General features: G+C 65.5%; 28 protein-coding genes and 1 tRNA gene. 17 read left to right on the top strand and 12 right to left on the bottom strand.

Features of this window, described 5'->3' with window-relative positions:
• Positions 1 to 158: 158 nt before the first annotated feature.
• Positions 159 to 548, top strand: coding sequence for an EF-hand domain-containing protein (locus QM612_RS11375; protein ID WP_415253996.1), 390 nt, complete (start codon positions 159 to 161; stop codon positions 546 to 548).
• 130 nt (positions 549 to 678) lie between these two features.
• Positions 679 to 1416 carry an HAD family hydrolase gene (locus tag QM612_RS11370; RefSeq protein ID WP_415253995.1) on the top strand — a complete coding sequence of 246 codons (738 nt, stop codon included), beginning with the start codon at positions 679 to 681 and terminating at the stop codon, positions 1414 to 1416.
• Between the two features lie 158 nt (positions 1417 to 1574).
• Here the strand turns inward: QM612_RS11370 and prpF are convergent, their stop codons facing one another.
• The 8 genes from prpF to QM612_RS11330 form a co-directional block, all read right to left on the bottom strand.
• Positions 1575 to 2759, bottom strand: coding sequence for a 2-methylaconitate cis-trans isomerase PrpF (gene prpF, locus QM612_RS11365; protein ID WP_415253994.1), 1185 nt, complete (start codon positions 2757 to 2759; stop codon positions 1575 to 1577).
• Positions 2760 to 2806: 47 nt separating this feature from the next.
• On the bottom strand, positions 2807 to 3868 hold the full coding sequence (locus QM612_RS11360) for a type I restriction endonuclease subunit R, EcoR124 family (protein WP_415253993.1): 1062 nt from the start codon (positions 3866 to 3868) through the stop codon (positions 2807 to 2809).
• Positions 3865 to 5433, bottom strand: coding sequence for a type I restriction-modification system subunit M (locus QM612_RS11355; RefSeq protein ID WP_415253992.1), 1569 nt, complete (start codon positions 5431 to 5433; stop codon positions 3865 to 3867). The genes QM612_RS11360 and QM612_RS11355 overlap by 4 nt, the downstream gene beginning before the upstream one ends.
• A complete protein-coding gene (locus QM612_RS11350; protein ID WP_415253991.1) occupies positions 5426 to 5767 on the bottom strand; it encodes a type II toxin-antitoxin system RelE/ParE family toxin in 342 nt (113 codons plus the stop codon). Before QM612_RS11350 ends, QM612_RS11355 begins: the two co-directional genes overlap by 8 nt.
• Complete coding sequence (locus QM612_RS11345; RefSeq protein WP_415253990.1) at positions 5754 to 6011, bottom strand: type II toxin-antitoxin system ParD family antitoxin; 258 nt, start codon at positions 6009 to 6011, stop codon at positions 5754 to 5756. Before QM612_RS11345 ends, QM612_RS11350 begins: the two co-directional genes overlap by 14 nt.
• 91 nt (positions 6012 to 6102) lie before the next feature.
• Positions 6103 to 8730, bottom strand: coding sequence for a Fe/S-dependent 2-methylisocitrate dehydratase AcnD (acnD, locus tag QM612_RS11340; protein WP_415253989.1), 2628 nt, complete (start codon positions 8728 to 8730; stop codon positions 6103 to 6105).
• A 165-nt stretch (positions 8731 to 8895) separates the two neighbouring features.
• Complete coding sequence (locus QM612_RS11335) at positions 8896 to 9315, bottom strand: DUF2442 domain-containing protein (protein ID WP_415253988.1); 420 nt, start codon at positions 9313 to 9315, stop codon at positions 8896 to 8898.
• Positions 9316 to 9322: 7 nt separating this feature from the next.
• Positions 9323 to 9604, bottom strand: coding sequence for a DUF4160 domain-containing protein (locus QM612_RS11330; protein WP_415253987.1), 282 nt, complete (start codon positions 9602 to 9604; stop codon positions 9323 to 9325).
• Between the two features lie 185 nt (positions 9605 to 9789).
• On the opposite strand from QM612_RS11330, the gene dusA reads away from it, so the two are divergent.
• The 5 genes from dusA to QM612_RS11305 all read left to right on the top strand — a co-directional run bounded on the left by dusA (position 9790) and on the right by QM612_RS11305 (position 14326).
• Complete coding sequence (gene dusA / locus QM612_RS11325; protein ID WP_415253986.1) at positions 9790 to 10734, top strand: tRNA dihydrouridine(20/20a) synthase DusA; 945 nt, start codon at positions 9790 to 9792, stop codon at positions 10732 to 10734.
• Positions 10731 to 11642 carry an arginine deiminase-related protein gene (locus tag QM612_RS11320; RefSeq protein ID WP_415253985.1) on the top strand — a complete coding sequence of 304 codons (912 nt, stop codon included), beginning with the start codon at positions 10731 to 10733 and terminating at the stop codon, positions 11640 to 11642. Before dusA ends, QM612_RS11320 begins: the two co-directional genes overlap by 4 nt.
• 114 nt (positions 11643 to 11756) lie before the next feature.
• Positions 11757 to 12122 (top strand): PepSY domain-containing protein, encoded by a 366-nt coding sequence (locus QM612_RS11315; protein WP_415253984.1) that lies wholly within the window; start codon positions 11757 to 11759, stop codon positions 12120 to 12122.
• 52 nt (positions 12123 to 12174) lie between these two features.
• A complete protein-coding gene (locus tag QM612_RS11310) occupies positions 12175 to 12858 on the top strand; it encodes a response regulator transcription factor (protein ID WP_415253983.1) in 684 nt (227 codons plus the stop codon).
• A gap of 100 nt (positions 12859 to 12958) precedes the next feature.
• The gene (locus QM612_RS11305; protein ID WP_415254019.1) at positions 12959 to 14326 is read left to right on the top strand and encodes an ATP-binding protein; all 1368 of its coding nucleotides are present in this window, start codon (positions 12959 to 12961) and stop codon (positions 14324 to 14326) included.
• Positions 14327 to 14370: 44 nt separating this feature from the next.
• Here QM612_RS11305 and QM612_RS11300 read toward each other — a convergent pair whose 3' ends face one another.
• Complete coding sequence (locus QM612_RS11300; RefSeq protein ID WP_415253982.1) at positions 14371 to 14661, bottom strand: hypothetical protein; 291 nt, start codon at positions 14659 to 14661, stop codon at positions 14371 to 14373.
• A 148-nt stretch (positions 14662 to 14809) separates the two neighbouring features.
• On the opposite strand from QM612_RS11300, the gene QM612_RS11295 reads away from it, so the two are divergent.
• From QM612_RS11295 to QM612_RS11260, 8 genes are all read left to right on the top strand, one after another.
• Positions 14810 to 16615 (top strand): DegV family protein, encoded by a 1806-nt coding sequence (locus QM612_RS11295; RefSeq protein WP_415253981.1) that lies wholly within the window; start codon positions 14810 to 14812, stop codon positions 16613 to 16615.
• A gap of 26 nt (positions 16616 to 16641) precedes the next feature.
• Positions 16642 to 17304 (top strand): glycerol-3-phosphate 1-O-acyltransferase PlsY, encoded by a 663-nt coding sequence (gene plsY, locus QM612_RS11290; protein WP_415253980.1) that lies wholly within the window; start codon positions 16642 to 16644, stop codon positions 17302 to 17304.
• A 16-nt stretch (positions 17305 to 17320) separates the two neighbouring features.
• Positions 17321 to 18292 carry a bifunctional biotin--[acetyl-CoA-carboxylase] ligase/biotin operon repressor BirA gene (gene birA / locus QM612_RS11285; protein ID WP_415254018.1) on the top strand — a complete coding sequence of 324 codons (972 nt, stop codon included), beginning with the start codon at positions 17321 to 17323 and terminating at the stop codon, positions 18290 to 18292.
• Positions 18289 to 19008, top strand: coding sequence for a type III pantothenate kinase (locus QM612_RS11280; RefSeq protein WP_415253979.1), 720 nt, complete (start codon positions 18289 to 18291; stop codon positions 19006 to 19008). Before birA ends, QM612_RS11280 begins: the two co-directional genes overlap by 4 nt.
• Before the next feature lie 9 nt (positions 19009 to 19017).
• Entirely contained in the window at positions 19018 to 19713 is a 696-nt protein-coding gene (locus QM612_RS11275) for an SPOR domain-containing protein (RefSeq protein ID WP_415253978.1), read from the top strand.
• Positions 19714 to 19758: 45 nt separating this feature from the next.
• Positions 19759 to 19834: transfer RNA gene (locus QM612_RS11270), tRNA-Thr, on the top strand.
• 52 nt (positions 19835 to 19886) lie between these two features.
• Positions 19887 to 20810 (top strand): arginase, encoded by a 924-nt coding sequence (gene rocF, locus QM612_RS11265; RefSeq protein WP_415253977.1) that lies wholly within the window; start codon positions 19887 to 19889, stop codon positions 20808 to 20810.
• Between the two features lie 126 nt (positions 20811 to 20936).
• On the top strand, positions 20937 to 21089 hold the full coding sequence (locus QM612_RS11260; RefSeq protein WP_415253976.1) for an entericidin A/B family lipoprotein: 153 nt from the start codon (positions 20937 to 20939) through the stop codon (positions 21087 to 21089).
• Positions 21090 to 21215: 126 nt separating this feature from the next.
• On the opposite strand, the gene QM612_RS11255 is transcribed toward QM612_RS11260, so the two are convergent.
• The gene (locus tag QM612_RS11255) at positions 21216 to 21977 is read right to left on the bottom strand and encodes a hypothetical protein (protein ID WP_415254017.1); all 762 of its coding nucleotides are present in this window, start codon (positions 21975 to 21977) and stop codon (positions 21216 to 21218) included.
• Between the two features lie 170 nt (positions 21978 to 22147).
• Between QM612_RS11255 and QM612_RS11250 the strand changes: the two genes are divergently transcribed.
• A complete protein-coding gene (locus QM612_RS11250; RefSeq protein ID WP_415253975.1) occupies positions 22148 to 23467 on the top strand; it encodes a tryptophan--tRNA ligase in 1320 nt (439 codons plus the stop codon).
• Positions 23464 to 23775 carry a hypothetical protein gene (locus tag QM612_RS11245; protein WP_415253974.1) on the top strand — a complete coding sequence of 104 codons (312 nt, stop codon included), beginning with the start codon at positions 23464 to 23466 and terminating at the stop codon, positions 23773 to 23775. Before QM612_RS11250 ends, QM612_RS11245 begins: the two co-directional genes overlap by 4 nt.
• A gap of 54 nt (positions 23776 to 23829) precedes the next feature.
• Here the strand turns inward: QM612_RS11245 and QM612_RS11240 are convergent, their stop codons facing one another.
• Complete coding sequence (locus QM612_RS11240; RefSeq protein WP_415253973.1) at positions 23830 to 24216, bottom strand: VOC family protein; 387 nt, start codon at positions 24214 to 24216, stop codon at positions 23830 to 23832.
• Between the two features lie 103 nt (positions 24217 to 24319).
• The coding region (locus tag QM612_RS11235; protein ID WP_415253972.1) for a dihydrolipoamide acetyltransferase family protein at positions 24320 to 25070 on the bottom strand (751 nt) is incomplete at its 5' end.

Here is a 25070-nt window from a genome sequence, read left to right as displayed (position 1 = left end):
GGTTCAGTTTTCGGGGCAGTACATGTTCAGAACCGATCCGTAAGGTGTGGATCGTGCGTTGCGTTGCGCGGTTGTCGAAACAGACGAAGCGCCATGCGATCACATCCAACCAACCGATCCGTTTTGATCCCCCGCAGAACGAACAAGAGGTGAAGCACATGCGCAAGACCAATACCCTGTCGATCCTGTCCATTGCCCTTGCTGCGGCGTTCGCTGCACCGGCTGCGTTCGCCCAGAGCGCCACCGACGCACAGGCACAGGAGCAACAGAAGCAACAGTCGGTGCCCCCGCAGGAAGCGGAAGCGCAGCAGGCGCAGACTTCTGCGGACGCCGCCGCCCAGCCGGAGCAGAAGAAGAGCTGGAATGATCTGGATGCCGATGGCAACGGCAGCCTGAGCGCCAGCGAGGTCGCCACCCTGGACAGCCTGGCCAAGGTGTTCCCGCAGGCGGATGCCGATGCCAATGGCGAGCTGACCGCAGACGAGTACAAGACCTGGCTTGCGGCCAACGACAAGAGCAAGACCGAAACCACGCCCGAGCAGAAGTAACGCGGCCGGGCCGTCCATTCCCCACGTTCATCACAACAACAAGCAAGGACGCGCCACCGGACACGGTGTGGCATGTGCAGAGGGCAGCTTCGGCTGCCCTTTGCTTTTGTGCAGGCCGTAAACTGCGCGGATGCAGACACACAACACGCGCGGCATCGCGCTGGTCGGCTTCGATGCTGACGACACCCTCTGGCGTAGCCAGGATTATTTCGACGATGCGCAGGCGCGCTTCGAGCGCATCGTCTCCGCCTATGTTGACCTGGCCGATGTCGGCGAGCGGCTGTATGCGGTGGAGAAGCGCAACATCGCGTTTTTCGGCTATGGCGTGAAGGGCATGGCGCTGTCGATGGTGGAAGCGGCGGTGGAAATCACCGATGCCCGCATCAGCGCGCAGGATCTGCACCGCATCGTCGGCCTGGCGAAGGAATTGCTGCGTCACCCTGTTGAACTGCTGGATGGCGTGCGCGGAGCGGTGGAAGCCGTGGCGGAAAATCATCCGGTGGTGCTCATCACCAAGGGCGATTTGTTTCATCAAGAACAGAAGGTGCGCGACAGCGGGCTGGCCGATCTGTTCCGTCGCATCGAGATCGTCAGCGAGAAGGATGCGAGTACCTACGCGCGCCTGTTCGAGGAGTTTGATGTCACGCCGAAGCGCTTCCTGATGGTCGGCAATTCGCTGCGCTCGGACATCGCACCGGTGCTGGAACTGGGCGGCTGGGGCGTGCATGTGCCCTACCACACGACATGGGCGCACGAGGCCGAAGCGGAGCTTCGCCACGGCGGTGAACGCATGCGCGCCATCGCCGGCATCAGCGAATTGCCGCAGGCACTGCGCGAACTGGACGCCATCGCGCGTCACGCCGATTGAATGAATATCCAGAAGGGGCGGGCGGTTGCGGCTTGCGTCGCATGCGCCAGCAGGCTTCCCCCTTACGCGAATGTCCCCCGGCAGCGTGCTTGCGCCCGCTGCCTCCTCCTTGATTTCGCTACAGGAGGAAGCCTGCTGGCGCTCCCCCCGTTACGCGGTCAGTCCTGCGGGATTCGCACCCAGCCTTCCATCAGCACCCGCGCACTACGGCTCATCACCGCGCGCGTGACCGTCCACTGTCCATCGACCTGTGCAACCGAAGCGCCCACCGCCAGCGTGCCGGAGGGATGCCCGAAGCACACGCGCTCGCGCGTGCCGCCACCTGCGGCAATGTTCACCAGCGTGCCCGGCACCGCCGCCGCCGTGGCGATGGCGACCGACGCCGTGCCCATCATCGCGTGATGCAGCTTGCCCATCGACATCGCACGCACGTTGAGGTCGATGTCGGCGGCGGCGATGCGCTTGCCGCTGGACGAGACGTAATCCTTCGGCGGCGCGACGAACGCCACCTTCGGCGTGTGCTGGCGCGTGGCGGCTTCTTCCGGCGAACGGATCAGCCCCATGCGCAGCGCACCGGCCACGCGGATTGCTTCGAGCTTCGCCAATGCGGCCTTGTCCTCATTGATTGCCGGCTGCAATTCCGTGCCGTCATAGCCAATCGCGGCGGCATCGACAAACACGGTCGGGATGCCGGCGGTGATCATTGTTGCCCTGAGCGTGCCCACGCCCGGCACGTCGAGATCATCGACCAGATTGCCGGTCGGGAACATCGCGCCACCGGCCTCGCCGTCGTCCGATGGATCGAGGAACTCCAGCACGATCTCCGCCGCCGGAAAGGTCACGCCATCCAGCTCGAAGTCGCCGGTTTCCTGCACCTGTCCGTTCGTCACCGGCACATGCGCGAGGATGATCTTGCCGATGTTGGCCTGCCAGATGCGCACGGTCACGCTGCCGTCCTGCGGAATGCGCGCGGCGGGAATGAACCCGTTGGCGATCGCGAACGGCCCCACCGCCGTGGACAGGTTGCCGCAGTTGCCAGACCAGTCCACGAACGCGGTGTCGATGCTGACCTGCCCGTACAGATAGTCCACGTCGTGATCCGGCACGGACGCCGGCGCGATGATGACCGCCTTGCTGGTGCTCGACGTCGCCCCGCCCATGCCGTCGGTGTGCTTGCCATAGGGATCGGGTGAACCGATGACACGCATCAGCAGCGCATCACGCGCAGCACCCGGCACGCGCGCGGCCTCCGGCAGGTCATCCAGCTTGAAGAACACGCCCTTCGACGTGCCGCCGCGCATGTAGGTGGCGGGGATGCGGAGTTGGGAGGCGAAGGTGGTCATGGCATTGCTCTTTTTTCTGATGTTCTCCCTGCTTGCAGAGAGGTATTTCAGCTCAACCCGAAATAACGCTCGAAGAATGCTGCCAGCTTTTCCAGCACCATTTGCTTCTTCGCCGAATGGTTGTTGTTTCTGGAGAACCGCGAGACGGGCGGCAGTATCTTGGTGATGGCTGTGCCTGTGGTCGGAATGCTGCCATCGCGGAAGGCGTTGTCCACGAACGTTTTCGTCTCGTCCGGGTTCAGGCCTTCGTCGGCGATGATGCGGTCAAGCTCCTCGACCTTCTTCCTGGCGACGAACGCCTGCCATTCCGCATCTACCTGGGCTTTCGGGGAAACCGAATCCACGAACGCTTCGATGAGGTCTTTCTTGTTGCGCAGGGACGGGCTGGAATTGATTGCGCGCTCGATGGTCGAGCGGATTTCCTTGTCTTCCAGGTTCGCCAGGCAGACCAGTTGCGCGGCGTTGGCTTCGTCGCGGATGTTGCCCTTGTTGTCGGGGTTTTCGTCCCGCCACTGTTTCGCGGTCTTGCCGAACAGCGCCATGTTCAACAAGTCCGCTTCATTGGCATAGACCAAATTGGTTTGCGCGGGGGTCAGTTCCGGCGGAATCAGGTTGGCCTTGATCGCATCGGTATGAATGCGGTAGTTGATCTTGGTCAGGTTGCGGCGGATGTCCCATCCAAGCTGCGCGCTTTCCGCCTCTTTCAGGCGCTGGAACTCCTTGATGAGGTAAATCTTGAACTCGGCGCTGATCCACATGCCGAACTCGAAGGCAATGTCCTTGTGCGCGTAGGTGCCGCCGTAGCGCCCGGCCTTGGCGGTCAGGCCGATGGCGTTGGTCTGCTCCACCCATTCCTTGACGCTGAGCTTGTAGTTGTTCAGGCCCGCCTGAATTTTAATTATGGCGAATCCGCCATAGTTGAAATCGGGGTTGTTGACCTGCTCCCAGATGCCCAGGAACTCCACGGTGTTGCGATTGCGCAGCCAGTCGGAGATGAAAAAATCCCCGTCCTTGGCCTTGAGCATGTCGGTCAGGGAGATGAAGTCCATGTCCTTGTCGGAATAGACCGTGACCGGAGTTCCCTGCACGTCGATCTTCTTGTTGCTCATTCGGCGGCTCCTTCCAGGTCGGCCACGATGGCGTCGATCTGGGTGCGCAGCTTGGCCTGCCGCGCCACAATCTGCGCAATGCGGGCATTGAGCGCCTGGATGTCCACCGCTTCGCTCGTATCTTCCTGTTCGACATACGACGACACGGCGATGTTGTAGCCGTTGGCAGCGATGTCGCCGTTCTCGACCAGTTTGGCGAAGTGCGCTACATCCTTGCGAGCGGTGAAGGCATCAAGCACCTTCCTCTGGTTCGCTTCGGTGAGTTTGTTCTTGTTGCCACTGCGCACGAACTCGGCGCTGGCGTCGATGAACAGCGTGCTGTTGTCGCGCTTGGACTTCTTCAGCACGATGATGCAGGTGGCGATGGTGGTGCCGAAGAACAGGTCGGGCGGCAACTGGATGACGGTATCGACGAAGTTGTTGTCGATCAGGTACTGGCGGATTTTCTGTTCCGCACCGCCGCGATACAGCACGCCGGGGAACTCGACAATGGCCGCCGTGCCGCTGGTCGCCAGCCACGACAGGATGTGCATGGTGAAGGCAAGGTCGGCCTTGCTCTTGGGCGCAAGCACGCCCGCAGGCGCGAAGCGCGGGTCGTTGATGAGCAACGGATTGCTGTCGCCCGCCCATTTGATGGAGTACGGTGGATTGGAAACGATGGCCTCGAACGGCTCGTCGTCCCAGTGTGCGGGGTCGGTGAGCGTGTCGCCGTGCGCGATGTCGAGCTTCTCGTAGTTCACGTCGTGCAGGAACATGTTGATGCGGCACAGGTTGTAGGTGGTCAGATTGACTTCCTGCCCGTAGAAGCCCTGGCGCACCTTGTCCTGCCCCAGCACCTTGGCGAATTTGAGCAGCAGCGAACCCGACCCGCAGGCTGGGTCGTACACCTTGTTGACCTCGGTCTTGCCGCTGACGGCGATGCGCGCCAGTAGTTCGGAGACTTCCTGCGGCGTGTAGAACTCGCCGCCGGATTTGCCGGCGGTGGAGGCGTACATCTGCATCAGGTATTCGTAGGCATCACCGAACAGGTCGATGGTGTTGTCGGTGAAGCTGCCGAGCGGCAGGTCGCCGATGGCATCGAGCAGCTTCACCAGTTTTTCGTTGCGCCTGGCGACCGTGGGACCGAGCTTGCTGCTGTTGACGTCGAGGTCGTCGAACAGACCCTTGAAATCGTCCTCGCTGTCCGCGCCGATGGCCGAGCCTTCGATGTCCTTGAACACGCGGGACAGGGTTTCGTTGAGATTGGCGTCGTGCCGCGCGCGTTCGCGCACGTTGGCGAACAGATGCGAGGGCAAGACGTAGAAGCCTTTTTCCTTGACCGTTTCGGCACGGCCCTGTTCGGCGTCGGCGTCGGACAGCGCGGCGTAGTCGAAGTCGTTCTCTCCGGCACGATGGGCTTCATCGTTCAGGTAGGCGGTGAGGTTCTCCGAGATGAAACGGTAGAACAACATGCCGAGCACGTAGCTCTTGAAGTCCCAGCCATCGACGCTGCCGCGCAGGTCGTTGGCGATGCGCCAGATGGTCTTGTGCAGCTCCGCCCGTTCGGCTTCTTTGTTGTTATTCAAGGTCGTTATCCATGGTGGCGTCCATCAACGCCGCCAACCCACGCGCGGCGTGCCAGATGCGCAGGACTTCGATGTGCTCGGGCAGGTCGATGTAATAGACAAGGTGGTGTTCGAAACGCCTGAGTGGCAGAAAGCGCAACAGTGATGGCAGATCAGGCGCTTGTTCGGCATGGCGGGTGGAGCCGATGGCAGGGTGCTGGGCGATGCGGTCTAGCGTGGTGTCCACTTCCGTCAGGAATGCTTCGCCCAGCGGCAGGCCACCTTGCTGTGCATACCAATACGCCGCTGCCGCTGCGTCGCGGCGGGCTTGTGGACGCCATTCAACCGGCTTCACGCATCATCCGTTCGCGCAATTCCTTGCGCATCTGCTGGAAGGTGCCTTTCGTCACCGGCTCCGCAGGCCCGGACGCGAGTCCTTCCGCAATCAGCTGGCGCAGGAAGGCCGCGGCTTTTTCGCGCTGGCTCTGGCGAATCAATTCCCGCAGGTATTCGCTGCTGGAGCCGTATGCGCCCTCGGCGACTTGTTGATCGACGAATTGCTTGAGTTCGTCGGGCAGGGAGATATTCATGGTGGCCATGGCGGACTCCTATGGCAAAAATTGCCATGGAAGTGTGCGCTGGGCGGGAATGGGGTGCAAGCGCCTCTCCCCGCAAGCGGGGGGAGGAAAATCATGCGGCCTTGTTTGCAGCAAGGAAGTCCTGGGCGAAGCGCTGCAGCACGCCGCCGGCTTCATAGATCGACACTTCTTCGTCCGAATCCAGCCGACAGGTGACGGGCACTTCAACGCGCTCGCCGCTGCTGCGATGGATGACAAGGGTGAGGTCGGCACGCGGTGTGCGCTGCCCGATCACGTCGAAGGTTTCGGTGCCGTCGATGGCATAGGTTTTGCGGGTGTCGCCCGGCTTGAACTCCAGCGGCAGCACGCCCATGCCAATCAGGTTGGTGCGGTGAATCCGCTCGAAACCCTCTGCAACGATGGCTTCCACACCGGCCAGCCGCACGCCCTTCGCTGCCCAGTCGCGCGATGAACCTTGCCCGTAGTCCGCGCCGGCGATGATGACCAGCGGCTGCTTGCGCTGCATGTAGGCTTCGATGGCTTCCCACATGCGCATCACCTTGCCTTCCGGCTCCACGCGCGCCAGCGAGCCTTGCTTCACCTCGCCATCGACCACCGCCATCTCGTTGATGAGCTTGGGGTTGGCGAAGGTCGCGCGCTGCGCTGTGAGATGGTCGCCGCGATGCGTCGCGTAGGAATTGAAGTCTTCTTCCGGCAGGCCCATTTTGGCGAGGTATTCGCCTGCGGCGCTTGATGCCAGGATCGCGTTGCTTGGCGAAAGATGGTCGGTGGTGATGTTGTCGCCCAGCACCGCCAGCGGGCGCATGCCGCGCAACGTGCGTTCGCCGGCCAGCGCGCCTTCCCAATAGGGCGGGCGGCGGATGTAGGTGCTCATCGGACGCCAGTCGTACAGCGGGCTGACCTGTTCGCCGTGCTCCACGCGCACGTTGAACATCGGGCCATACACCTTGCGGAACTGCTCCGGCTTCACGCTGGCGCGTACCACCGCGTCGATTTCGGCATCGCTCGGCCAGATGTCCTTCAGTCGTACTTCGTTGCCTTCGGCATCATGCCCCAGCACGTCTTTTTCGATGTCGAAGCGCACGGTGCCGGCGATGGCGTAGGCGATCACCAGCGGCGGCGAGGCAAGGAACGCCTGCTTCGCATACGGATGGATGCGCCCGTCGAAATTGCGATTGCCGCTGAGCACGGCTGTGGCGTACAGGTCGCGGTCGATGATCTCCTGCTGGATCGCGGGATCCAGCGCGCCGCTCATGCCGTTGCAGGTGGTGCAGGCAAACGCCACGATGCCGAAGCCGAGTTGTTCCAGTTCCGGCAGCAGGCCAGCTTCCTCCAGATACAACTGCACGGCCTTGGAGCCGGGTGCGAGCGAGGTCTTGACCCACGGCTTGCGCGCAAGTCCGCGTGCATTCGCATTGCGCGCCAGCAGCGCGGCGGCGATCACGTTGCGCGGGTTGGACGTGTTGGTGCAACTGGTGATAGCGGCGATGATGACCGCACCATCCGGCATCAAACCCGCTGCCTGTTCGGCCTTGCCGGCTTGCAGCTTGGCTTCATCGGCGATGCCGCGTTCGGCAAGGTCGCTCACCGGCAGCCGGCGATGCGGGTTGCTGGGGCCGGCCATGTTGCGCACCACGGTGGACAGATCGAAATGCAGCGTGCGTTCGTATCGCGCGCTTGCAAGATCGTCGGCCCACAGGCCGGCGGTTTTCGCGTAGGTTTCGACCAGTTGCACCTGCGCTGCTTCGCGCCCGGTCAGGCGCAGGTAGTCCAGCGTGTTGTCGTCGATGAAGAACATCGCCGCGGTCGCGCCGTATTCCGGCGCCATGTTGCTGATCGTCGCGCGGTCGCCGATTGTCAGTGCGGATGCGCCTTCGCCACGGAATTCCAGATACGCGCCAACCACCTTCTCCTTGCGCAGGAACTCGGTCAGCGCCAGCACCACGTCGGTGGCGGTGATGCCGGGCTGTGGCTTGCCGGCCAGTTCCACGCCGATGATGTCCGGCGTGCGCATCCACGAGGCGCGGCCCAGCATCACGTTCTCCGCTTCCAGCCCCCCAACGCCCACGGCGATCACGCCCAGCGCATCCACATGCGGCGTGTGCGAATCGGTGCCGACGCAGGTATCCGGGAAGGCGACACCATTCTGTACGTAGATGACGGGCGACATCTTCTCCAGATTGATCTGGTGCATGATTCCGTTGCCCGGCGGAATCACATCGACATTCTCGAAGGCCAGCTTCGTCCAGTCGATGAAGTGGAAGCGATCCTCGTTGCGGCGGTCCTCGATGGCGCGGTTCTTCGCAAACGCATCGGGATCAAAACCGCCGCATTCCACCGCCAGCGAGTGATCCACGATCAACTGCACCGGCACCACCGGGTTCACCGCTGCGGGATCGCCGCCTTGCTCGGCGATGGCATCGCGCAGGCCGGCAAGATCAACCAGCGCGGTCTGGCCGAGGATGTCGTGGCAGACCACGCGCGCCGGGAACCACGGGAAGTCCAGGTCGCGGCGGCGCTGGATCAACTGCGTCAGGTACGCATCGCGCATCGCAGGATCGGCCTTGCGCACGATGTTCTCGGCATGCACGCGGGCGGTGTAGGGCAGTCCGGCATACGCGCCGGGCTGGATGGCTTCGACCGCCGCGCGGGCATCAAACCAGTCGAGCGTGGTGCCGGGCAGCGGCTTGCGGAACGGGTGGTTGGAAGCGGTGTTCATGGCGGGCGTCCGGGATCAGGCTGGCCTGTGCCCGCAGCAGGCCTTCACGGGCCGCGCGGACGGCAGCCAATCTGGCACCGTGGCTTGCATTGATCAATCTTGATTGAACCGATCAATGCGTTGTGCCGGGTGGCGTGACTGTGCAACCCCGTCGTTGTTCCCCGGCTATGCCGCCCTTCGGTTCGATTTGGGTTCGGCGTCGGCGTTCTTGCGCGGACGCCCACCCAATTTGCCATTGGCACGTGCCGCAGCCTGCTTGGCCTTGGTTTTCGCCTGACCGCCCTTGCGACCGCGTTCTGTCATCCACGCCTTGGTTCCGAAGATGCCTTCCATGAGCGCGGGCAGGTAAATGTCCACATCCAGTTTAGGAAAATGGATGCCATAGCCGCTGGGGCTGATGCGGATTGCTGACAGATTTTCGGTACTGGCGGTTTCCAGTCCCAGTGTTTGTGCGGCCGGCAATCCGATCACGATGCCGTTGGACAAGCGGATGCACACCAGGCCGGTATTCGGGTTGTAGGCAGCGTCCGTCGCCTGCGGCACATGCGCTTTGAGCGCCTGCGCGCGCCTGCGGGCTGCCTGCATCTGACGTTCAGTAATTGCCATGGATGTTTCTCCACTGCCTGCACAGATGGTTGAGGTTGTCCTGCAAGCGCGATGCGATCAGGTTCAATCTGGCCTTTCTGGATCCATGGTTCTCCCTCAGAGAGGGCGGGCCATGCGGGCAATGCAATTCGAAGATGGCCTCGTGCTCAACGTTCATGACATGCACATGGCACGGGCGATGATCGTTCGAGTAGATGACGACCCGGTAGCCAAGGAATTTAAGAACGGTAGCCATGTTATCAAAATCCCAAGATTCTTGGGTTTTCATGGCGAGGCAGTTCGCTACGGATGCGAACCTGTGGCCATGTACCCTATCGCCCCACTGCAGCCACGGCGCTGCGGCATGACCGAACGATGACCGCAACCAGTCCGCATAAGGAATCAGGCAAAGCCCCGGCGTTGCGTGGGAAAACACGCTACGAGGACTCCCTGCGCCTGTCCGTCGCTCCTATGATGGATTGGACGGATTCCCACTGCCGTGCCTTCCATCGTGTGCTGGCACCGCATGCGCGGTTGTACAGCGAGATGGTGCATGCAAACGCGGTGATCCACGGTGACCGCACGCGCTTGCTGGCGATGGATGCGTCGGAGCATCCGGTGGCGTTGCAATTGGGTGGTAGCGAGCCGGAGTTGCTGGCGCAGGCGGCGCGGATTGGTGCGGATGCCGGTTTCGATGAAATCAACCTCAACTGCGGTTGTCCGTCCGACCGCGTGCAGGCGGGGCGCTTTGGTGCCTGCCTGATGCGTGAGCCGAGATTGGTGGCGCAGAGTGTTGCGGCGATGATCGAGGCGGTACCCGATGTGCCGGTGACGGTGAAATGTCGTTTGGGCGTGGATGACGATCACGACTGGGTGCGCTTCCTCGCCTTCATCGACGAGGTAGCCGCTGCCGGTTGCGTCACCTTCGTGGTGCATGCGCGCAATGCATGGCTACAGGGCTTGTCGCCGAAGGAGAACCGCGAGGTGCCGCCCTTGCGCTATGACTGGGCGTATCAGTTGAAGGCGGAGCGCCCGCAGTTGCAGGTGATCGTCAATGGCGGCATCGCAGACAGTGCGGAAGCCACGGCGCATCTGGCGCATGTCGATGGTGCGATGCTGGGGCGCGCGGCCTATCACACGCCGTATCTGCTGCATGAGCTCGATGTGCGCTGGTTTGGTGGTGAATTGCGCACGCGTGCCGAACTGCTGCGTGCGTATCGCCCGTATGTTGAAGCGCAGCTTGAACGCGGCGTGTTCCTCAAGCACATCACCCGCCATGTGCTGGGTCTGTTCGCCGGCCAGCCGGGTGGGCGCTCATTCCGGCAGGTATTGAGCGAAGGCGCGCACAAGCCCGGCGCGGACTGGTCGCTGGTGGAGCAGGCGCTGGCATTGACCGGGCGCGACAGGCAAGCCGCATGATCACTCGTGACCTTGATGCATTTGTTGCGTTCGCGCGCGCCGTGCAGCCGAACTTCGGCCCGGCTACCGCGCATGCTGCTTTCCTCGTCGCGCCGGATGGGTTTCGGCTGGCCGAGCAGTCCGCGCAGGACAATGCCTACATGGCCGATGCCGCCGCGTTCGATGCGCAGCGCGCCTCGATGCAGCATCGCAATCTGCAACGCGCGATTTCGCAGGTGTTGCCGACGGTCTGCTTCGCCGGTGATCCGGCCACGCCGGATGCGGTGTTCCCCAACAACGTGTTTGGCACCGCATCGGGGACGTACATCGTCGGGCGCATGCGCCATGAAGTGCGCCAGCGCGAAGCCACCCGTGGCGACATTCGCGCGTTTTTCCGCGATGTGGCCGGTCTTGCCGAAATCGACCTGTCCGCGCAGCCGCACACCTGCGAACTCACCGGCGCACTGGTGATCGACCGTGCGCGCGGGCTGGGTTTCTGCGGCCTGTCCGAGCGCTGCGATGAGGAAGGCGCGCGCTTGATGCACGAGGCGTTCGGGCTGCGCGCGACCTTGCTGTTTGATCTGGCCCCCGGCGAATACCACGCCAATGTGGTGCTGGCGGTGCTGGCCGGGCGCGCGGCGGTGGTTTGTCCGAACGGCTTTGCCGATCCTGCCGTGGCCGCGGCCATCGCCGATCTGTATGCCCCGCACGCGGTGGTCTGCGACGGGGCCGAACACGCCGCCTTCGTCGGCAATTGCATCGCGCTGTCGGCGGATACCGTCTGGATGAGTGACCGGGCCGGCGCGGCGCTGTCGCCGGCCCATCGCAAGCTGCTGGCGGATGCCGGGTTCCGGGTCGAAACGGTGGCACTGGACGCCATCGAGGCCGCTGGCGGCTCGCTGCGCTGCTGCATCGGCGAGGTCTATTAAGGCGCGGGGCAGGCGCGCGGCTGAATGGCGCGCTATCCTGTTCAGGAAACTTCAGGGGCGATTCACCGCCCGTTTCCAAGAATGGCACCCGTTACAGCCGGAACCACGCACGCCATGTCCCGTTCACGCACATTGCCCAACCTGCTTGCTGCCGCGACCCTCGCGGCCTTGCCGATGGCTTCGGCATGGGCGCAGCAGCAGCCTTCGCCGCCGGCCAACGGGCAGGGCGGCGACAACAGAGCGCCCGAACGGCGCGGCATGTCCGATTCCGTGCGCCGCGCCGAGCGCGATGCCCGTGGCCAGGTGCTGTCCGCCGAGCGCGTGCAGTACGACGGGCGCGACATGCACCGGGTCAAGGTGGTGGACGGGCAGGGCCGCGTGCGCGTCTATATGCAGGATCCGGCACAGCGCGACACCGGGCAGCCGCGTGGCGTTGATTCGCGCCGTCCGTCGCCGCCTGCACGCGACAATGACGATTGATCACGCACGCTGGCCCACGCCGGACGTTCGTTCCCCATCCTGAGGAGGTCACATGCGTATCCTGCTCGTCGAAGACGAAGCCCCGCTGCGCGAAACCCTTGCCGCCCGCCTGAAGCGCGAAGGCTATGCCGTGGATGCCGCACAGGACGGCGAGGAAGGCCTGTACATGGGCCGCGAGGTGCCGTTCGATGTCGGCATCATCGACCTTGGCCTGCCCAAGATGTCCGGCATGGAACTCATCAAGGCCCTGCGTGACGAGGGCAAGAAGTTCCCGGTGCTGATCCTGACCGCGCGTTCCAGCTGGCAGGACAAGGTCGATGGCCTGAAGCAGGGTGCCGACGACTATCTGGTCAAGCCGTTCCACGTCGAGGAATTGCTGGCGCGCATCAATGCGCTGGTGCGTCGCGCTGCCGGCTGGAGCAAGCCGACGCTGGAATGCGGCCCGGTGGCGCTGGATCTGGCCGCGCAGACGGTCAGCGTCAACGGCAGCAATGTCGATTTGACCAGCTACGAATACAAGGTGCTGGAATACCTGATGATGCATGCCGGTGAACTGGTCTCGAAGGCCGACCTCACCGAGCACATCTACCAGCAGGATTTCGACCGCGACTCCAATGTGCTGGAAGTCTTCATCGGTCGCCTGCGCAAGAAGCTGGACCCGGATGGCGCGTTGAAGCCGATCGAGACCGTGCGCGGTCGCGGCTACCGCTTCGCCATCGCGCGCAGCGGCGACTGATTCCGAGCGCTGGCGGATGACGCCCGCGCCACCGGTGCCCGGCGAATCGCAGGCATCGCCGCCGCGTCCACGGCGGCTGCGCATCGCCCAGCCGCGTTCGCTGCAATCGCGCCAGTTGTGGGCGGCCAGCCTTGGCTTGGTCGCCTTCCTCGCGCTGGCCGGCTTCGCGCTGGATCGCGCCTTCCAGAGCACTGCGCAAAGTGGCGTGCGCGAGCGCCTGCACAGCTATGCGCTGGCCTATGCCGGCAGCGACTTCGCCCGCGATGGCAGCGTGATCCCGCCGTGGGACGCGCCTGATTCGCGCTTCAAGCGCCCGGGCAGCGGCCTGTACGCACAGATCGTGCTGACATCCGGGCAATGGGAATCGGATTCCGCACAAGGCCCGCAACTGCCGGAAGCGCCGATGCTGGAGGCGGGCGTGCAGGTGTTCGAAGGCCCGCTGCCGCTGATCCAGATCAGCGGCGAACCCGGGCAGGTCTATCGCTACGGCTACGGGCTGCTGTCCACCGATGAGAACAGCGGGCGCGAAATCCCCTATACCGTCTATATCCTGGAAGACACCACCGCACTGGGGCGGCAGGTGCAGGCCTTCCGTGCCGCGCTGTGGCGTTACCTCGGTGGTGCCGGCGTGGTGCTGCTGCTGTTGCAGATGCTGGTGCTGCGCTGGAGCCTGCGCCCGCTGCGCGACGTGATCGCCGAACTCAAGCGCGTGCAGATGGGCGCGGCCTCGGGCATGAGCGAGGCGCATCCGCGCGAGCTGGAACCGCTGACCGACAGCATCAATGCCTTCATCGACAGCGAACGCCAGAACCTCGACCGCCAGCGCCACACGCTGGCCGATCTCGCACACAGCCTGAAAACACCGTTGGCGGTGCTGCGTTCACGGCTGGACAGTGGCGCGAGCGAGGACGAACTGCGTGCCGAGGTCGATACCCAGTTGCGGCGCATGAATGATCTGGTCGGCTATCAGCTGGCGCGCGCCGCGCGTTCCGGTCACCAGTTGTTTGCCGCGCCGATTGCGATCGAGCCGCATGCGGAACAGATCGTGGTCGGGCTGGAAAAGGTGTATGCCGCCAAGGGCGTGCTGTGCGAGTTCGAGATCGCGCCCGAGGCACGCTTCCATGGCGAGACCGGCGACTTGCAGGAACTGCTGGGCAACCTGCTGGAAAATGCCTTCAAGTGGGCGAAGTCGCGGGTGCTGCTGACCGTGGCCGAGGGTGAGCATCTTGCCGGTCGCCGCCCGGGCCTGCGCGTGGTGGTGGAGGACGATGGCCCCGGCATCGCCGAGGACAACATCGCCCGTGTGCTGCAACGTGGCGTGCGCGGCGACGAGCGCGTGCAGGGCCATGGCATCGGCCTGGCCATCGTGCAGGACATCATCAAGAGCTATCGCGGCGACTTGCGCGTCGGGCGTTCCGATGAACTCGGCGGAGCGAAGTTCGAGGTGGAGCTGCCGCCGGGCTTGTAACCGAAACCGGGCCGGGCGGCGCGGGGCGAAGCAATCGGTTCAGATCAGCGGATCATCCCGGGCAGGAAGCTGTGCCAGCGCGGGGCGGGCGCACGGCTGCGCGGGGTTGCAGTTGCGCTGGCCCGTGGCTTTTGCGTACGGCTGGCCGAAGGCGCGGCGGGCTGCGGTTCCGGGTTGGCTTCGTCGCTGCGGTTGTCGCTGCTGGCGGTGGTGTCCGGGCAGTCGGCATTGCTGCCATCGGCATCCATCTGCCGTGACTGCGCGGCCAGTGCGTGGCTGCACGCCATCGACAGGATCAGGCAGAACAGGATTCGACGCAGCGTGGGCAGGCGCATGGCGATCACCGGGGCATGGGCGGCGCGGGTGCGCAGCCAGCGGCCACTATACCAAGGCGTGCAGGATTCCGGCTGAACGCGGGCCCGTGCGGTGGATGCTGCGGCGCAGCGCGCGCCACTGGCCTGAATGCGGGCAGACTCCGGTCGCATGGATGCTGCCGTTTCGTCTGCCATCTCCGCTCCGGCCCTGCGCCGCGCCCTGATTTCCGGCGCGCGTCGGGTCATCGCCGCGCGCGAGGAGCTCAATCGCATCAATGTGTTTCCGGTGGCCGACGGCGATACCGGCAGCAATCTGGCGGCGACCCTGGGCCATGTGTTGCAGGGTGCGCTGGCCCGTCGCAGCCGGCACGCCGGCGCGCTGCTGGACGCGGTGGGCAATGACGCCATCGACGGTGCGCGCGGCAATTCCGGCGCGATCATGGCGCAATTTTTCGTGGGTCTGGCCGAACAGGCGCGCGATACGCATGCGCTGGGTGCGGCCACGCTGGCCGTTGCCGTGCGGCGCGGTGCGGACAGTGCGCGTGCAGCGCTGGCGCAGCCGGTGGAAGGCACCATCCTGAGCGTGATCGCGGCGTTTGCCGATGCACTGGGCGATGCGGCGCGGCAGCAGCCCGGCGACCTGCGCGGTGGTTTCGCACGCGCCCTGCAACGCGCCCGCAGCGCGCTGGCCGATACCCCGAAGCAGATGCTCCTGCTGCAGAAGGCAGGCGTGGTGGATGCCGGCGCGCAGGGCTTCGTGGACTGGCTGGAAGGTATCGCCGACTACATCGAGGGTGGCCCGCGCGCACTGCGCATGCAGGGCGGCGCAGTCACTGCGCACGATGCCGGCCATGTGCCGCACGTGCATGAGGACGTCGATCCCGCGCGCCGCTGGTGTACCGAATGTCTGGTGACCGGCACCCATATTGATCGCGACGCACTGCGCGCTGCGCTGGCTGCACGGGGCATCGATTCGCTGGTGGTCGCCGGCAGCGCCGCGCGGGTGCGCGTACACGGCCATGCGGGCATGCCGCAGATGTTGTTTGATGCCTGCGCGGCGTTCGGCAATGTCGATGCGATGAAGGCCGACGACATGCTGCTGCAGCAGCGCAGCGCGGCGATGCCGGATCGGGTGGGTGTCATCACCGACAGCGCCGCCGACTTGCCGGTGGAACTGGCGGAACGCTTCGACATCCACATCGTGCCGGTGCGGGTCAGCCTGGACGGGCGCGATTACCTGGACCGGCTGGGCCTGACCGCCGCCGAGTTCTACCGGCGCATGGCCGCAAGCGAAAAACTGCCGCAGACCAGCCAGCCGCCGCCCGGCGATTTCCGCCGCGTGTTCGGGCATGTGCTGGCGCATCAGCGCGGTGGCGTCTATGTGGGCGTGTCGCGTGCGCTGTCGGGTACCCTGCAGTCGGGTGAAACCGCCGCGCGCGGGCAGGACAAGCCGATGCGCTGCATCGACAGCGGCCATGTCTGTGCGGGACAGGCGCTGCTGGCATGGCGCGCGGGCGAACTGGCGCAGGCGGGTCTGGATGCCGATGCCATCGCTGCCGAATTGCAGCGTCTGCGTCCACTCACCCGCACATGGGCGCTGGCGCGCGACATCTCGCATGCGGTGCGGGGCGGGCGCATCCCGCGCTGGGCCGGGCCGCTGGTGCGATGGAGCGGGTTGACCCCGATTGCCGCGATGGATGCGCAGGGCCGATTGAAGGTGGCGGGTGGCCTGTTTGCGCGCAGCCGCGCGCCGGAAGCATTCGCGCGCTACATCGCAAAACGCCTGCCCGATGGTGGCGGCTGGCGGGTGATCGTGGGCCATGCCGATGCGCGGGCCGACGGCGAGCGCCTGCTGGCTGCGCTGCGTGAGCGCCTGCCGGTCACCGAGGCCCATCTGCTTGAAGTCGGGCCGGCGGTGGGCGCACATGCCGGGCCGGGCACGCTGGTCGTCGGACTGCAACCCGCGCCAACCTGAGCGCGCCGGCCACGTATCATCGCGCGATGCCGGATTTCCTCCCCACGCCCGTCCAGACCGGACTGCTGATGCTCGCTGCCTACCTGATCGGTTCGGTGTCGGGCAGCCTGCTGCTGGGTCGCCTGCGCGGCGTGGACATCCGCCAGCATGGCAGCGGCAATGCCGGTGGCACCAATGCGCTGCGCACGCTGGGCTGGAAGTTCGCCGTGGGCGTGGTCGTCATCGACATCGCCAAGGGTGCGCTTGCGGCCTGGCTGGCGCTGCGGCTTGCGCCGGTCGGCACCGGATTGAGCGTCACCGCGCACGGCTATCTGGCGGCGGCACTGGCCGTGGTCGGCCACGTCTGGCCGATCTGGCATGGCTTTCGCGGTGGCAAGGGCGCGGCGACGGCCATCGGCGGATTGCTGGTGCTGTGGCCGTGGATCGTGCCGCTGCTGATCGCGACATGGGGCGTGCTGCTGGTGGCAACCGGCTACGTCGGTCTTGCCACCGTGATCGCGGCAGCCTGCATGCCGCTGTGGGCATGGTGGTTCGATGCCAGCCCTGCGCGCATGGCGTTCTGCATCGGCGTGGCGCTGTTCGTTGTGTTCAGCCATCGCGAAAACCTCCGCCGGCTGTGGCAGGGCAATGAATCGCGCTTTGAACGCGCGCGCCTGCTGCATCGCCTGCGCGGACGCAGCCGCTACTGACGCGATGGCCGAATCCCTGCGCGAACGCGAATTGCTGCAACGCCTGTCCGCAGGTGCGGTCAGCGGTGATGCACTGGCGCGCGAAGCCGGCCTGACCCGCGCGGCGGTGTGGAAGCGGATCGCCGCATTGCGCGAGGCGGGCATCGCCATCAACGCATCGCCGGGGCGCGGTTATGCATTGGAACAAGCGCTGGATCTGCAGGATGCCGATGCCATCCTCGCCGCGTTGCCTGCGCATGCGCGGCCCGCTGAACTGGACGTGGCGTGGTCGCTGGATTCGACCAACAGCGAACTGCTGCGTCGCGAAACGCCAGCGCAGGGCTGCGCGGCACTGCTGGCCGAACGCCAGACCGGTGGACGCGGGCGGCGTGGGCGCGGCTGGGCCTCGCCACTGGCTGCGCATGTGTATCTGTCGGTCGCGCGCCACTTCGATGGCGGGCTGGCGCGGCTGGGTGGCCTGAGTCTGGTGGCCGGCATCGCGGTCTGCGAAGCGCTGCACGCGCTGGGCTTCGCGCAGGTCGGACTGAAGTGGCCGAACGATCTGGTGGTGGTCGAAGACGATGGCCTGCGCAAACTCGGCGGGCTGCTGGTGGAAGGCGGTGGCGAGGCCGCAGGCGCGGCGCGCGCGGTGATCGGCATCGGCTTGAACGTGCGCATGCCCGAAGCCTTCGCTGCCGGCATCGACCAACCTTGGACGCAGCTTGCATCGTTGTCGCCGCAGTTTGTTTCGCGCAACGCAGTGGTGGCCGGCGTGCTGGCGCATCTGCTGCCGGCGCTGGACCGGTTCGATGCGCAGGGACTTGCGCCGTTTCTTTCGCGCTACGCGGCCTGTGACGTGCTGGCCGGACGCGCGGTTTCCATCCATGAAGCCGGCGGTGTGTGGCCCGCTGTTGCGCTGGGCATCGCCGATGACGGCGCGCTGCGCGTGCGCGATGACGCCGGCAACGAACGCCGCGTGCATGCCGGCGATGTGAGCGTGCGCGCATGAGCGTGTGGCTGTTCGATCTCGGCAATACCCGCGTGAAGTGCGCCGAACTGCGCGCAGATGGCACGCTGGGCGAAACGCTGGCGATCACCCACGGCGATACCGACGCATGGCGGGATGCGCTGCCTTCGGGCGATGTGGCCTGCATCGCCAGCGTGGCCTCCGAAGCGCGCCGGGTGGCGCTGCTGGATGGGTTGTGTACGCGCTTTGTGCGCATCCATCGCGTACACACCGAGGCCGTGCTCGGGCCGCTGCGGATTGCCTATGCCACGCCCGCGAACCTTGGCGTGGATCGTTTCCTGTCGATGCTGGGCCTGTGTGGTAATGGCGCGGCGCTGGTGGCTGGTGTTGGCACTGCGCTCACCATCGACCTGCTGGATGCCGATGGCCTGCATCGTGGCGGTCGCATCGCGCCTTCGCCGATGCTGATGCGCGATGCCTTGCATGCGCGCGCCGTGCAATTGCCCGTGGAAGGCGGGCAGTACGCCGAGTTCGCCGATGACACCGTGCATGCGCTGGCTTCGGGCTGCGAAGGTGCGGCGCTTGCCCTGATCGAACGCAGCCTGCAGGCCGCTGAGGCGGCACTTGGCGCGCGGCCCGTGCTGGTGCTGCACGGCGGCGGTGCTGCGGCCTTGCGTGACCGCCTGCCGGCGCATCGCTGGCAGCCGGATGCGGTGTTGCGCGGGCTGGCGCGTTGGCACGCGCTGCGCATCGCATAAACTGCACGCATGCTGCTGCGCGCCGCCATCGTCATGCTTGTCTCGCTCAACCTGGGCGCTGCCGCGTGGTGGCTGCTGCATCCGCCCGTGCAGGCGACGCCATCGGTTGCGCTGGCACCGGACACACCGACGCTGCGCCTGCTGGGCGAAGCCGTGCCGGTCGCCAAGCCGGAAGCAGCTGCGCCCGCAGTGCCGGAACCGCCGGCACCATCAATCCCCGCACCTGCAGAAACCATCGACGCGCCTTCGCAGGTGGCGGTCTGCCTGCGCTTCGGCCCGTTCGCCGATGCCGCCGCGCGCGATGCCGCGCGCAATGCGCTGAATGGCCTCGGCATCAATGCCCTCCCGCGTGACACCGCCGCGCGTTCGGCACGCGGCTGGAAGGTGTTCCTGCCGCCGCAGGCGTCCAGTGAAGCCGCCACCGCGATGGCCGAGCGGATCAAGGCCGCTGGCGTCAGTGATCTGTACGTGATGCGCGAAGGTGCGGACGCCAACAGCATCGCGCTGGGCCGCTATGGCAGCGAGGAAGCGGCACGCCGCAGGCAGGCCGAATTGCGCGGCAAGGGTGTCGAGGCGCAGGCCGCGTCGCTGGACAACACGCCCGCACAGGCCTGGCTGGATGCGCGCCTGCCGGCAAACGCCAACCGCGCCGCGCTGGGCAATGTCGCGCCGTCGCGTGAACTGGACTGCGCCAGCTTGCGCTGAACCGGGCTTGGGCGACTGGCGGCGGTCGGGCTAGAATTGCACTGCGCCGCTTTAGCTCAGCTGGTAGAGCAACCGCCTTGTAAGCGGTAGGTCATCCGTTCGATTCGGATAAGCGGCACCACCATTCCAGCGCCTGCGTGTGTGTGCCGCAGCGCCGATCAGAGGAAGAGCCCATGACGCATCGCCATCCGCCCGTTTCCGTATTCGGCGTGCCCACCGACATTGGCGCATCGCGTCGTGGCGCTTCGATGGGCCCGGAAGCATTGCGCGTTGCGGGCTTGGTGGAAGCCATCGCCGCGCGTGGTGTGGATGCACGCGACATCGGCGACGTGTCTGGCCCGCGCAACCCGGTATCACCGCCGGTGGACGGTTATCGCCATCTGGACGAAGTGGTCGCGTGGAACCGCGCGGTGTTCGATGCCAGCACGCGCGAACTGCGCGCCGGGCGCATGCCGATCATGCTGGGCGGCGACCATTGCCTCGCCATCGGTTCCATCGCCGCCGTGGCCGCGCACTGCCGCGACACCGGCAAGAAGCTGCGCGTGCTGTGGCTGGACGCGCATGCCGACTTCAACACCCGCGAAATCACGCCCAGCGGCAACATCCATGGCATGCCGGTCACCTGCCTGTGCGGCATGGGGCCGGATGCGCTGACAAATCTTGGCGGCATGCATCCGGCCATCACCCCGCAGCAGGTGCGGCAGATCGGCATCCGCTCGGTTGATCCGGAAGAGAAGCGGCTGGTCAAGGAATACGCGCTGGACATCTACGACATGCGCTACATCGATGAGGTCGGCATGCGCCGGGTGATGGAGGAAGCGCTGGCGGGCGTGGATGCCGATACCCATCTGCATGTCAGCTTCGATGTGGACATGCTCGATCCGTCGATCGCGCCTGGCACCGGCACCCGCGTACCCGGTGGCGTGAACTACCGCGAGGCGCAGCTCATCATGGAAATGGTGGCGGACACCGGACGCATGGGCTCGCTGGATCTGGTCGAAGTGAATCCGGCGCTGGACAAGCGCAATGCCACCGCACGGCTCGCGGTGGATCTGGTGGAAAGCCTGTTCGGCAAATCGACCTTGATGCGTGATTGAGGCGTCTTGGCTTCAGGCGTTCATCTCCTGTTTCGGAAAATCCGCATTGCTGCACACGGGCTTCACGCCTGCGCACGCTCAATGGGCACCAACGCCGGCGTGCCGGTAACCGACGAAGGAGATGCCATGAAGCGTGTATTCGCCCTGCTGCTGCTCGCGATGTTTTCCACCACTGCGCTGACCGCCTGCAACACGATTGCCGGTGCCGGCAAGGACGTGCAGAAGGTCGGCGAGAAGGTTGAGGACAAGGCGCAGGATTGCAAGGACGGCAAGTGCTGATCGGTTACTGACAGGGAAGCGCGCACCGCAGGGATGCCAGCGGGCCGGGCAGGATGCCTGGCCCGCTTTGTTTGTACACGTACGATGGCCGGCGCATGCCGGCCATCGTCGTTTGCGGATGCTGCTTCAGTGGCGCGGCGGATCGGCGACGAAACCGCCGGGGAACGCACGCGGCGTGTCCTGCGCATACTGCCGATACGGACGCGGCAGGATGCCCATCGCCACCAGAGCGCTTGTATCGTCATAGCGGATCTGGCTGAGCTGCTGCGGCGCGCTGCTTGCGCGGATGAACTCGGTCTGGCCCACTGGCGAGAACTCATGCTGGCCGTGGCCGGTGCCGATGCGTTGCGGCATCGCTTCTGCGGCCACCGCGCGGTCGGCGCTGGCCGGTGCGCCGGCCTTGGCGGCTTCGCGCTGCCGGCCCATCGCAACCGGTGGTGAAGGCGGCGCGGGTGGCGCATACACCGTGCGACGCTCGCGGAATACCGCGATCCCCACCACGCCCACGTTGTCCGCACGGCCGGTGCGCGCGGCGTAGCTGTCCGGCAGGTCGGTAAACACGAATTGCGCGATGTCATTCAACGACTTGCGCCAGCCGGCGATCTCCGCACTTTCCCACGGATCAAGCACGTAGCCGGCCTGCGAAGGCGCGGCGGTCTGGCCGCTCACGGCATTGACGCCATCGACAGACAGCACCACCAGCACGCGCTCGCCGGTGTTGTTGGTCAGGCGCACTGCATAGCGATGGCCGGGCGTGCCGGCGATCCAGTCCTGCCCGCGATGGCGGTATTCGGGCAGGGCGTGGCCGGTGTCGCGGTCGATCACGTCAAGCTCCACCAGCGGGCGGGGCAGGGGTGGACGCGCGAGCTCGCGCGCGAAGGCGGGCATCGCGGCGGTGGTCAGGGCAAGGGCAAGCAGCAGGCGGCGGATCATGGCGGTGTCTCCGAAAGCGCAGGAATTGCGCTGCGTCCATGTCAACGCACACGTCCGGCGGATGGGGTCATGGGATGCGCGGGTACACTGTGCAACCGATTTTTCGTTTCGACGACGTTCATCGCATGAGCAAGACCCGCGTCCTGACCGGCATCACCACGTCCGGCACCCCGCACCTCGGCAACTACGTCGGCGCCATCCGCCCGGCGATTGCCGCCTCGCGCGCGCCGGATGCAGAGAGCTTCTATTTCCTCGCCGACTACCACAGCCTCATCAAGGCGCAGGACCCGGCGCGCACCCAGCGCAGCACGCTTGAAATCGCAGCGGCGTGGCTGGCCTGCGGGCTGGAGCCGGACAAGGTCTGGTTCTATCGCCAGTCCGACATCCCGGAAATCCCGGAACTGACTTGGCTGCTGACCTGCGTGGCCGGCAAGGGCATCCTCAATCGCGCGCATGCCTACAAGGCGGCGGTGGACAAGAACCGCGCCGAGGGGGAGGACGACGATGCCGGCATCACCGCCGGCCTGTTCATGTACCCGGTGCTGATGGCCGCCGACATCCTGCTGTTCAACGCGCACAAGGTGCCGGTGGGCCGCGATCAGGTGCAGCACATCGAGATGGCGCGCGACTTCGGCCAGCGTTTCAACCATGTGTATGGCGATGAGTATTTTGTCCTGCCGGAAGCGGCGGTGGACGACTTTGTTGCGACCTTGCCGGGCCTGGATGGCCGCAAGATGAGCAAGAGCTACAACAACACCATCCCGATGTTCGCGCCGCGCGGCGAGTTGAAGAAGCTGATTGCCGGCATCCTCACCGATTCGCGCGCACCGGGCGAACCGAAGGTCACCGAAGGCTCCGCGCTGTTCCAGTTGTATCAGGCCTTCGCCACGCCGGAAGAAACCGCCGCGTTCGCGCAGGCCTTTGCCGACGGCATCGGCTGGGGCGATGCCAAGCAGAAGCTTTTCGAGCGCATCGATGCGGAGGTCGCGCCGCTGCGCGAGAAGTACGAGGCATTGATGGCGAAACCTGCCGAGATCGAAGCGATCCTGCGCGACGGTGCCGCACGCCTGCGCGCCGTGCATGCCACGCCCGCGCTGCTGCGCCTGCGCGAAGCCGTGGGCCTGCGTGACCTGTCGCAAGTCGCCGTTGCCGATGTGAGGCCTGCGAAGAAGGAAGCGGGCGCGGTGCCCGTGTTCAAGCAATACCGCGACGCCGACGGCAAGTTCTATTTCAAGCTGGTGCAGGGCGAGCGCGTGTTGTTGCAGAGCGTGGGCTTTGCCTCGCCGCGCGATGCCGGCCAGCGCATCGCCGCGATCAAGCAGGGTGAAGTGGGCGATGCGGCCAGCGACTTCATGCTGGGCGAGGGCGTGAGCGACGAGGAAGTGAACGCCGCGCTGGCCGCCTTCGTCGCCGCGCAACTGGAGGGCGAGGCCGGCAAGGCATGAGCAATGTCGCCGCGCAGCCGGCGTTGGCACTGATCCTGTTCGCGCCGTGGTTCCTGATCCTTGCCACGCTGTACTGGTGCTATCCACGCCAGCCGCGTGATGCGCGCAGGCGTTTGTTCGATGTGGCCGCACTCGCGCTTGCCTTCATCGGTTGCCTGCTCAGCCTGCATTGGAGCTTCGGTGTCGCCGATCGCAGCTACGGCCAACTGTGGCCGCAGATTCTGGCGACTTCGGTTGGCTACGGCGTGTTCCTTGCCGTGCTGGGCGGTGCGTTCTGGCTGCGCCGAAAATTGTTGGTTGCGCGTTAGAACTGCTCGTCATTCCCGCGAATGGCGGGTATGACGAGCAAAGGCAGGACTCACCTAATCCCAGTCGTTCCACGCAACGCCGCGCTCCGGGTATTTCGTCCTGACCACGCAGAACCGCTGCCCGGTCGGCGCTTCCATCACCCACCAGCGATGCACGAACGCTATTTTCTTCGCGCCCAGTGTTTCCAGCCGGTTGGCCTCGGCATCGACATCATCGGTTTCGATGTCCAGATGCACGCGCGATGGATGATCGACCTTCTGCACTTCGATGTGCAGGTCACCAGGCGTGTTGCCGAACATCTGGTATTCGGCGGCGTCGTGGCCGGCATTGCGGTCGGCGACGGTGCAGCCCAGCGCCTGCGCCCAGAAATCCGCAGCGGCATCAAGGTCGCCGGTGTTGCAGTCGATGATGAAGCCGGAAAGGCGGCTGCGATGGGTCATGGTGGATTCTCTGATGCTGTCATTCCGGCGGAAGCCGGAATCCAGCCTTTTTCGGAAATGGCAGAAGAGCTGGGCCCCGGCTTTCGCCGGGGCGACGGAGTTTTTAGTTCGGTTGCGCCAAATCATCCAGCAACGCAGCAAGGAAGCGCGCCGCTTCGCCGCCGGTGCAGGCGCGGTGGTCGAAGGTCAGGCTGATCGGCATGCGGCGATGTACTTCGATGCCGCCCATCACCGCCACCACATCAAAGGACAGCTTGCCCGCGCCAACGATGGCCACGCACGGCGGCACCACCACCGGCGTGGCGTAGCGGCCGGCGAACATGCCGAAGTTGGACAGGCTGATGGTGTAGCCGGCCAGTTCCGACGGCGGGATGCTGCGATCTTCCACCTGCGTGCGCAGGCGCTTGATCGCGGCGCGCACGCAGGCTGCGTCCAGCATGTCGGCATTGCGCAGCGCCGGCACGAATAGGCCATCGTCGGTATCCACCGCGATGCCGATATCGACATGCGGATGCAGGGTGCGGGTGAGGTTGCCGCCGTCGAACCATGCGTTGAGCGCGGGTACGGCCTTGCAGGCAGCCACGATGGCGCGGACGAGGCGCGCGGTGATGTCCTGCCTGCCGAGCCATGCATGCAGGTCGGCATCATCGACCAATGTGGTCGGCACCACCTGCGCATGCGCATCGGCCATCACCCGGGCCATGTTGCGGCGCACGCCCTTGAGTTGTTCCGGCTGGCCGCTGGCGGTCACGCCCGGTGGCTGGGTGCGCATGGGTTTGCCGGATTGCGAGAGCGTGCTGCGCGCCCCCTCACCCGCCTTCGGCACCCTCTCCCCCGCCAGCGGGGGAGAGGGA

Origin of the sequence: Thermomonas sp. (assembly GCF_047606765.1) — a bacterium.
Taxonomy (GTDB): Bacteria; Pseudomonadota; Gammaproteobacteria; order Xanthomonadales; family Xanthomonadaceae; genus Thermomonas.
The sequence above is the reverse complement of the archived record's forward strand: the minus strand, read 5'-3'. Positions and strand labels throughout refer to the sequence as shown.

What these genes read in the sequence shown, in the direction of transcription:
- QM612_RS11335 (WP_415253988.1), bottom strand. Translation starts at nt 9,315, where the DNA reads ATGCAGGCAGCCCGCAGGCGCGCGCAGGCGCTCAAAGCGCATGTGCCG.
- QM612_RS11240 (WP_415253973.1), bottom strand. Translation starts at nt 24,216, where the DNA reads ATGACCCATCGCAGCCGCCTTTCCGGCTTCATCATCGACTGCAACACC.
- QM612_RS11330 (WP_415253987.1), bottom strand. Translation starts at nt 9,604, where the DNA reads ATGAAAACCCAAGAATCTTGGGATTTTGATAACATGGCTACCGTTCTT.
- QM612_RS11360 (WP_415253993.1), bottom strand. Translation starts at nt 3,868, where the DNA reads ATGAGCAACAAGAAGATCGACGTGCAGGGAACTCCGGTCACGGTCTAT.
- QM612_RS11310 (WP_415253983.1), top strand. Translation starts at nt 12,175, where the DNA reads ATGCGTATCCTGCTCGTCGAAGACGAAGCCCCGCTGCGCGAAACCCTT.
- plsY (WP_415253980.1), top strand. Translation starts at nt 16,642, where the DNA reads ATGCCGGATTTCCTCCCCACGCCCGTCCAGACCGGACTGCTGATGCTC.
- acnD (WP_415253989.1), bottom strand. Translation starts at nt 8,730, where the DNA reads ATGAACACCGCTTCCAACCACCCGTTCCGCAAGCCGCTGCCCGGCACC.
- QM612_RS11245 (WP_415253974.1), top strand. Translation starts at nt 23,464, where the DNA reads ATGAGCAATGTCGCCGCGCAGCCGGCGTTGGCACTGATCCTGTTCGCG.
- QM612_RS11370 (WP_415253995.1), top strand. Translation starts at nt 679, where the DNA reads ATGCAGACACACAACACGCGCGGCATCGCGCTGGTCGGCTTCGATGCT.
- QM612_RS11275 (WP_415253978.1), top strand. Translation starts at nt 19,018, where the DNA reads ATGCTGCTGCGCGCCGCCATCGTCATGCTTGTCTCGCTCAACCTGGGC.
- QM612_RS11250 (WP_415253975.1), top strand. Translation starts at nt 22,148, where the DNA reads ATGAGCAAGACCCGCGTCCTGACCGGCATCACCACGTCCGGCACCCCG.
- QM612_RS11320 (WP_415253985.1), top strand. Translation starts at nt 10,731, where the DNA reads ATGATCACTCGTGACCTTGATGCATTTGTTGCGTTCGCGCGCGCCGTG.
- QM612_RS11280 (WP_415253979.1), top strand. Translation starts at nt 18,289, where the DNA reads ATGAGCGTGTGGCTGTTCGATCTCGGCAATACCCGCGTGAAGTGCGCC.
- prpF (WP_415253994.1), bottom strand. Translation starts at nt 2,759, where the DNA reads ATGACCACCTTCGCCTCCCAACTCCGCATCCCCGCCACCTACATGCGC.
- QM612_RS11345 (WP_415253990.1), bottom strand. Translation starts at nt 6,011, where the DNA reads ATGGCCACCATGAATATCTCCCTGCCCGACGAACTCAAGCAATTCGTC.
- QM612_RS11260 (WP_415253976.1), top strand. Translation starts at nt 20,937, where the DNA reads ATGAAGCGTGTATTCGCCCTGCTGCTGCTCGCGATGTTTTCCACCACT.
- QM612_RS11255 (WP_415254017.1), bottom strand. Translation starts at nt 21,977, where the DNA reads ATGCCCGCCTTCGCGCGCGAGCTCGCGCGTCCACCCCTGCCCCGCCCG.
- QM612_RS11295 (WP_415253981.1), top strand. Translation starts at nt 14,810, where the DNA reads ATGGATGCTGCCGTTTCGTCTGCCATCTCCGCTCCGGCCCTGCGCCGC.
- QM612_RS11375 (WP_415253996.1), top strand. Translation starts at nt 159, where the DNA reads ATGCGCAAGACCAATACCCTGTCGATCCTGTCCATTGCCCTTGCTGCG.
- QM612_RS11315 (WP_415253984.1), top strand. Translation starts at nt 11,757, where the DNA reads ATGTCCCGTTCACGCACATTGCCCAACCTGCTTGCTGCCGCGACCCTC.
- dusA (WP_415253986.1), top strand. Translation starts at nt 9,790, where the DNA reads ATGGATTGGACGGATTCCCACTGCCGTGCCTTCCATCGTGTGCTGGCA.
- QM612_RS11300 (WP_415253982.1), bottom strand. Translation starts at nt 14,661, where the DNA reads ATGCGCCTGCCCACGCTGCGTCGAATCCTGTTCTGCCTGATCCTGTCG.
- rocF (WP_415253977.1), top strand. Translation starts at nt 19,887, where the DNA reads ATGACGCATCGCCATCCGCCCGTTTCCGTATTCGGCGTGCCCACCGAC.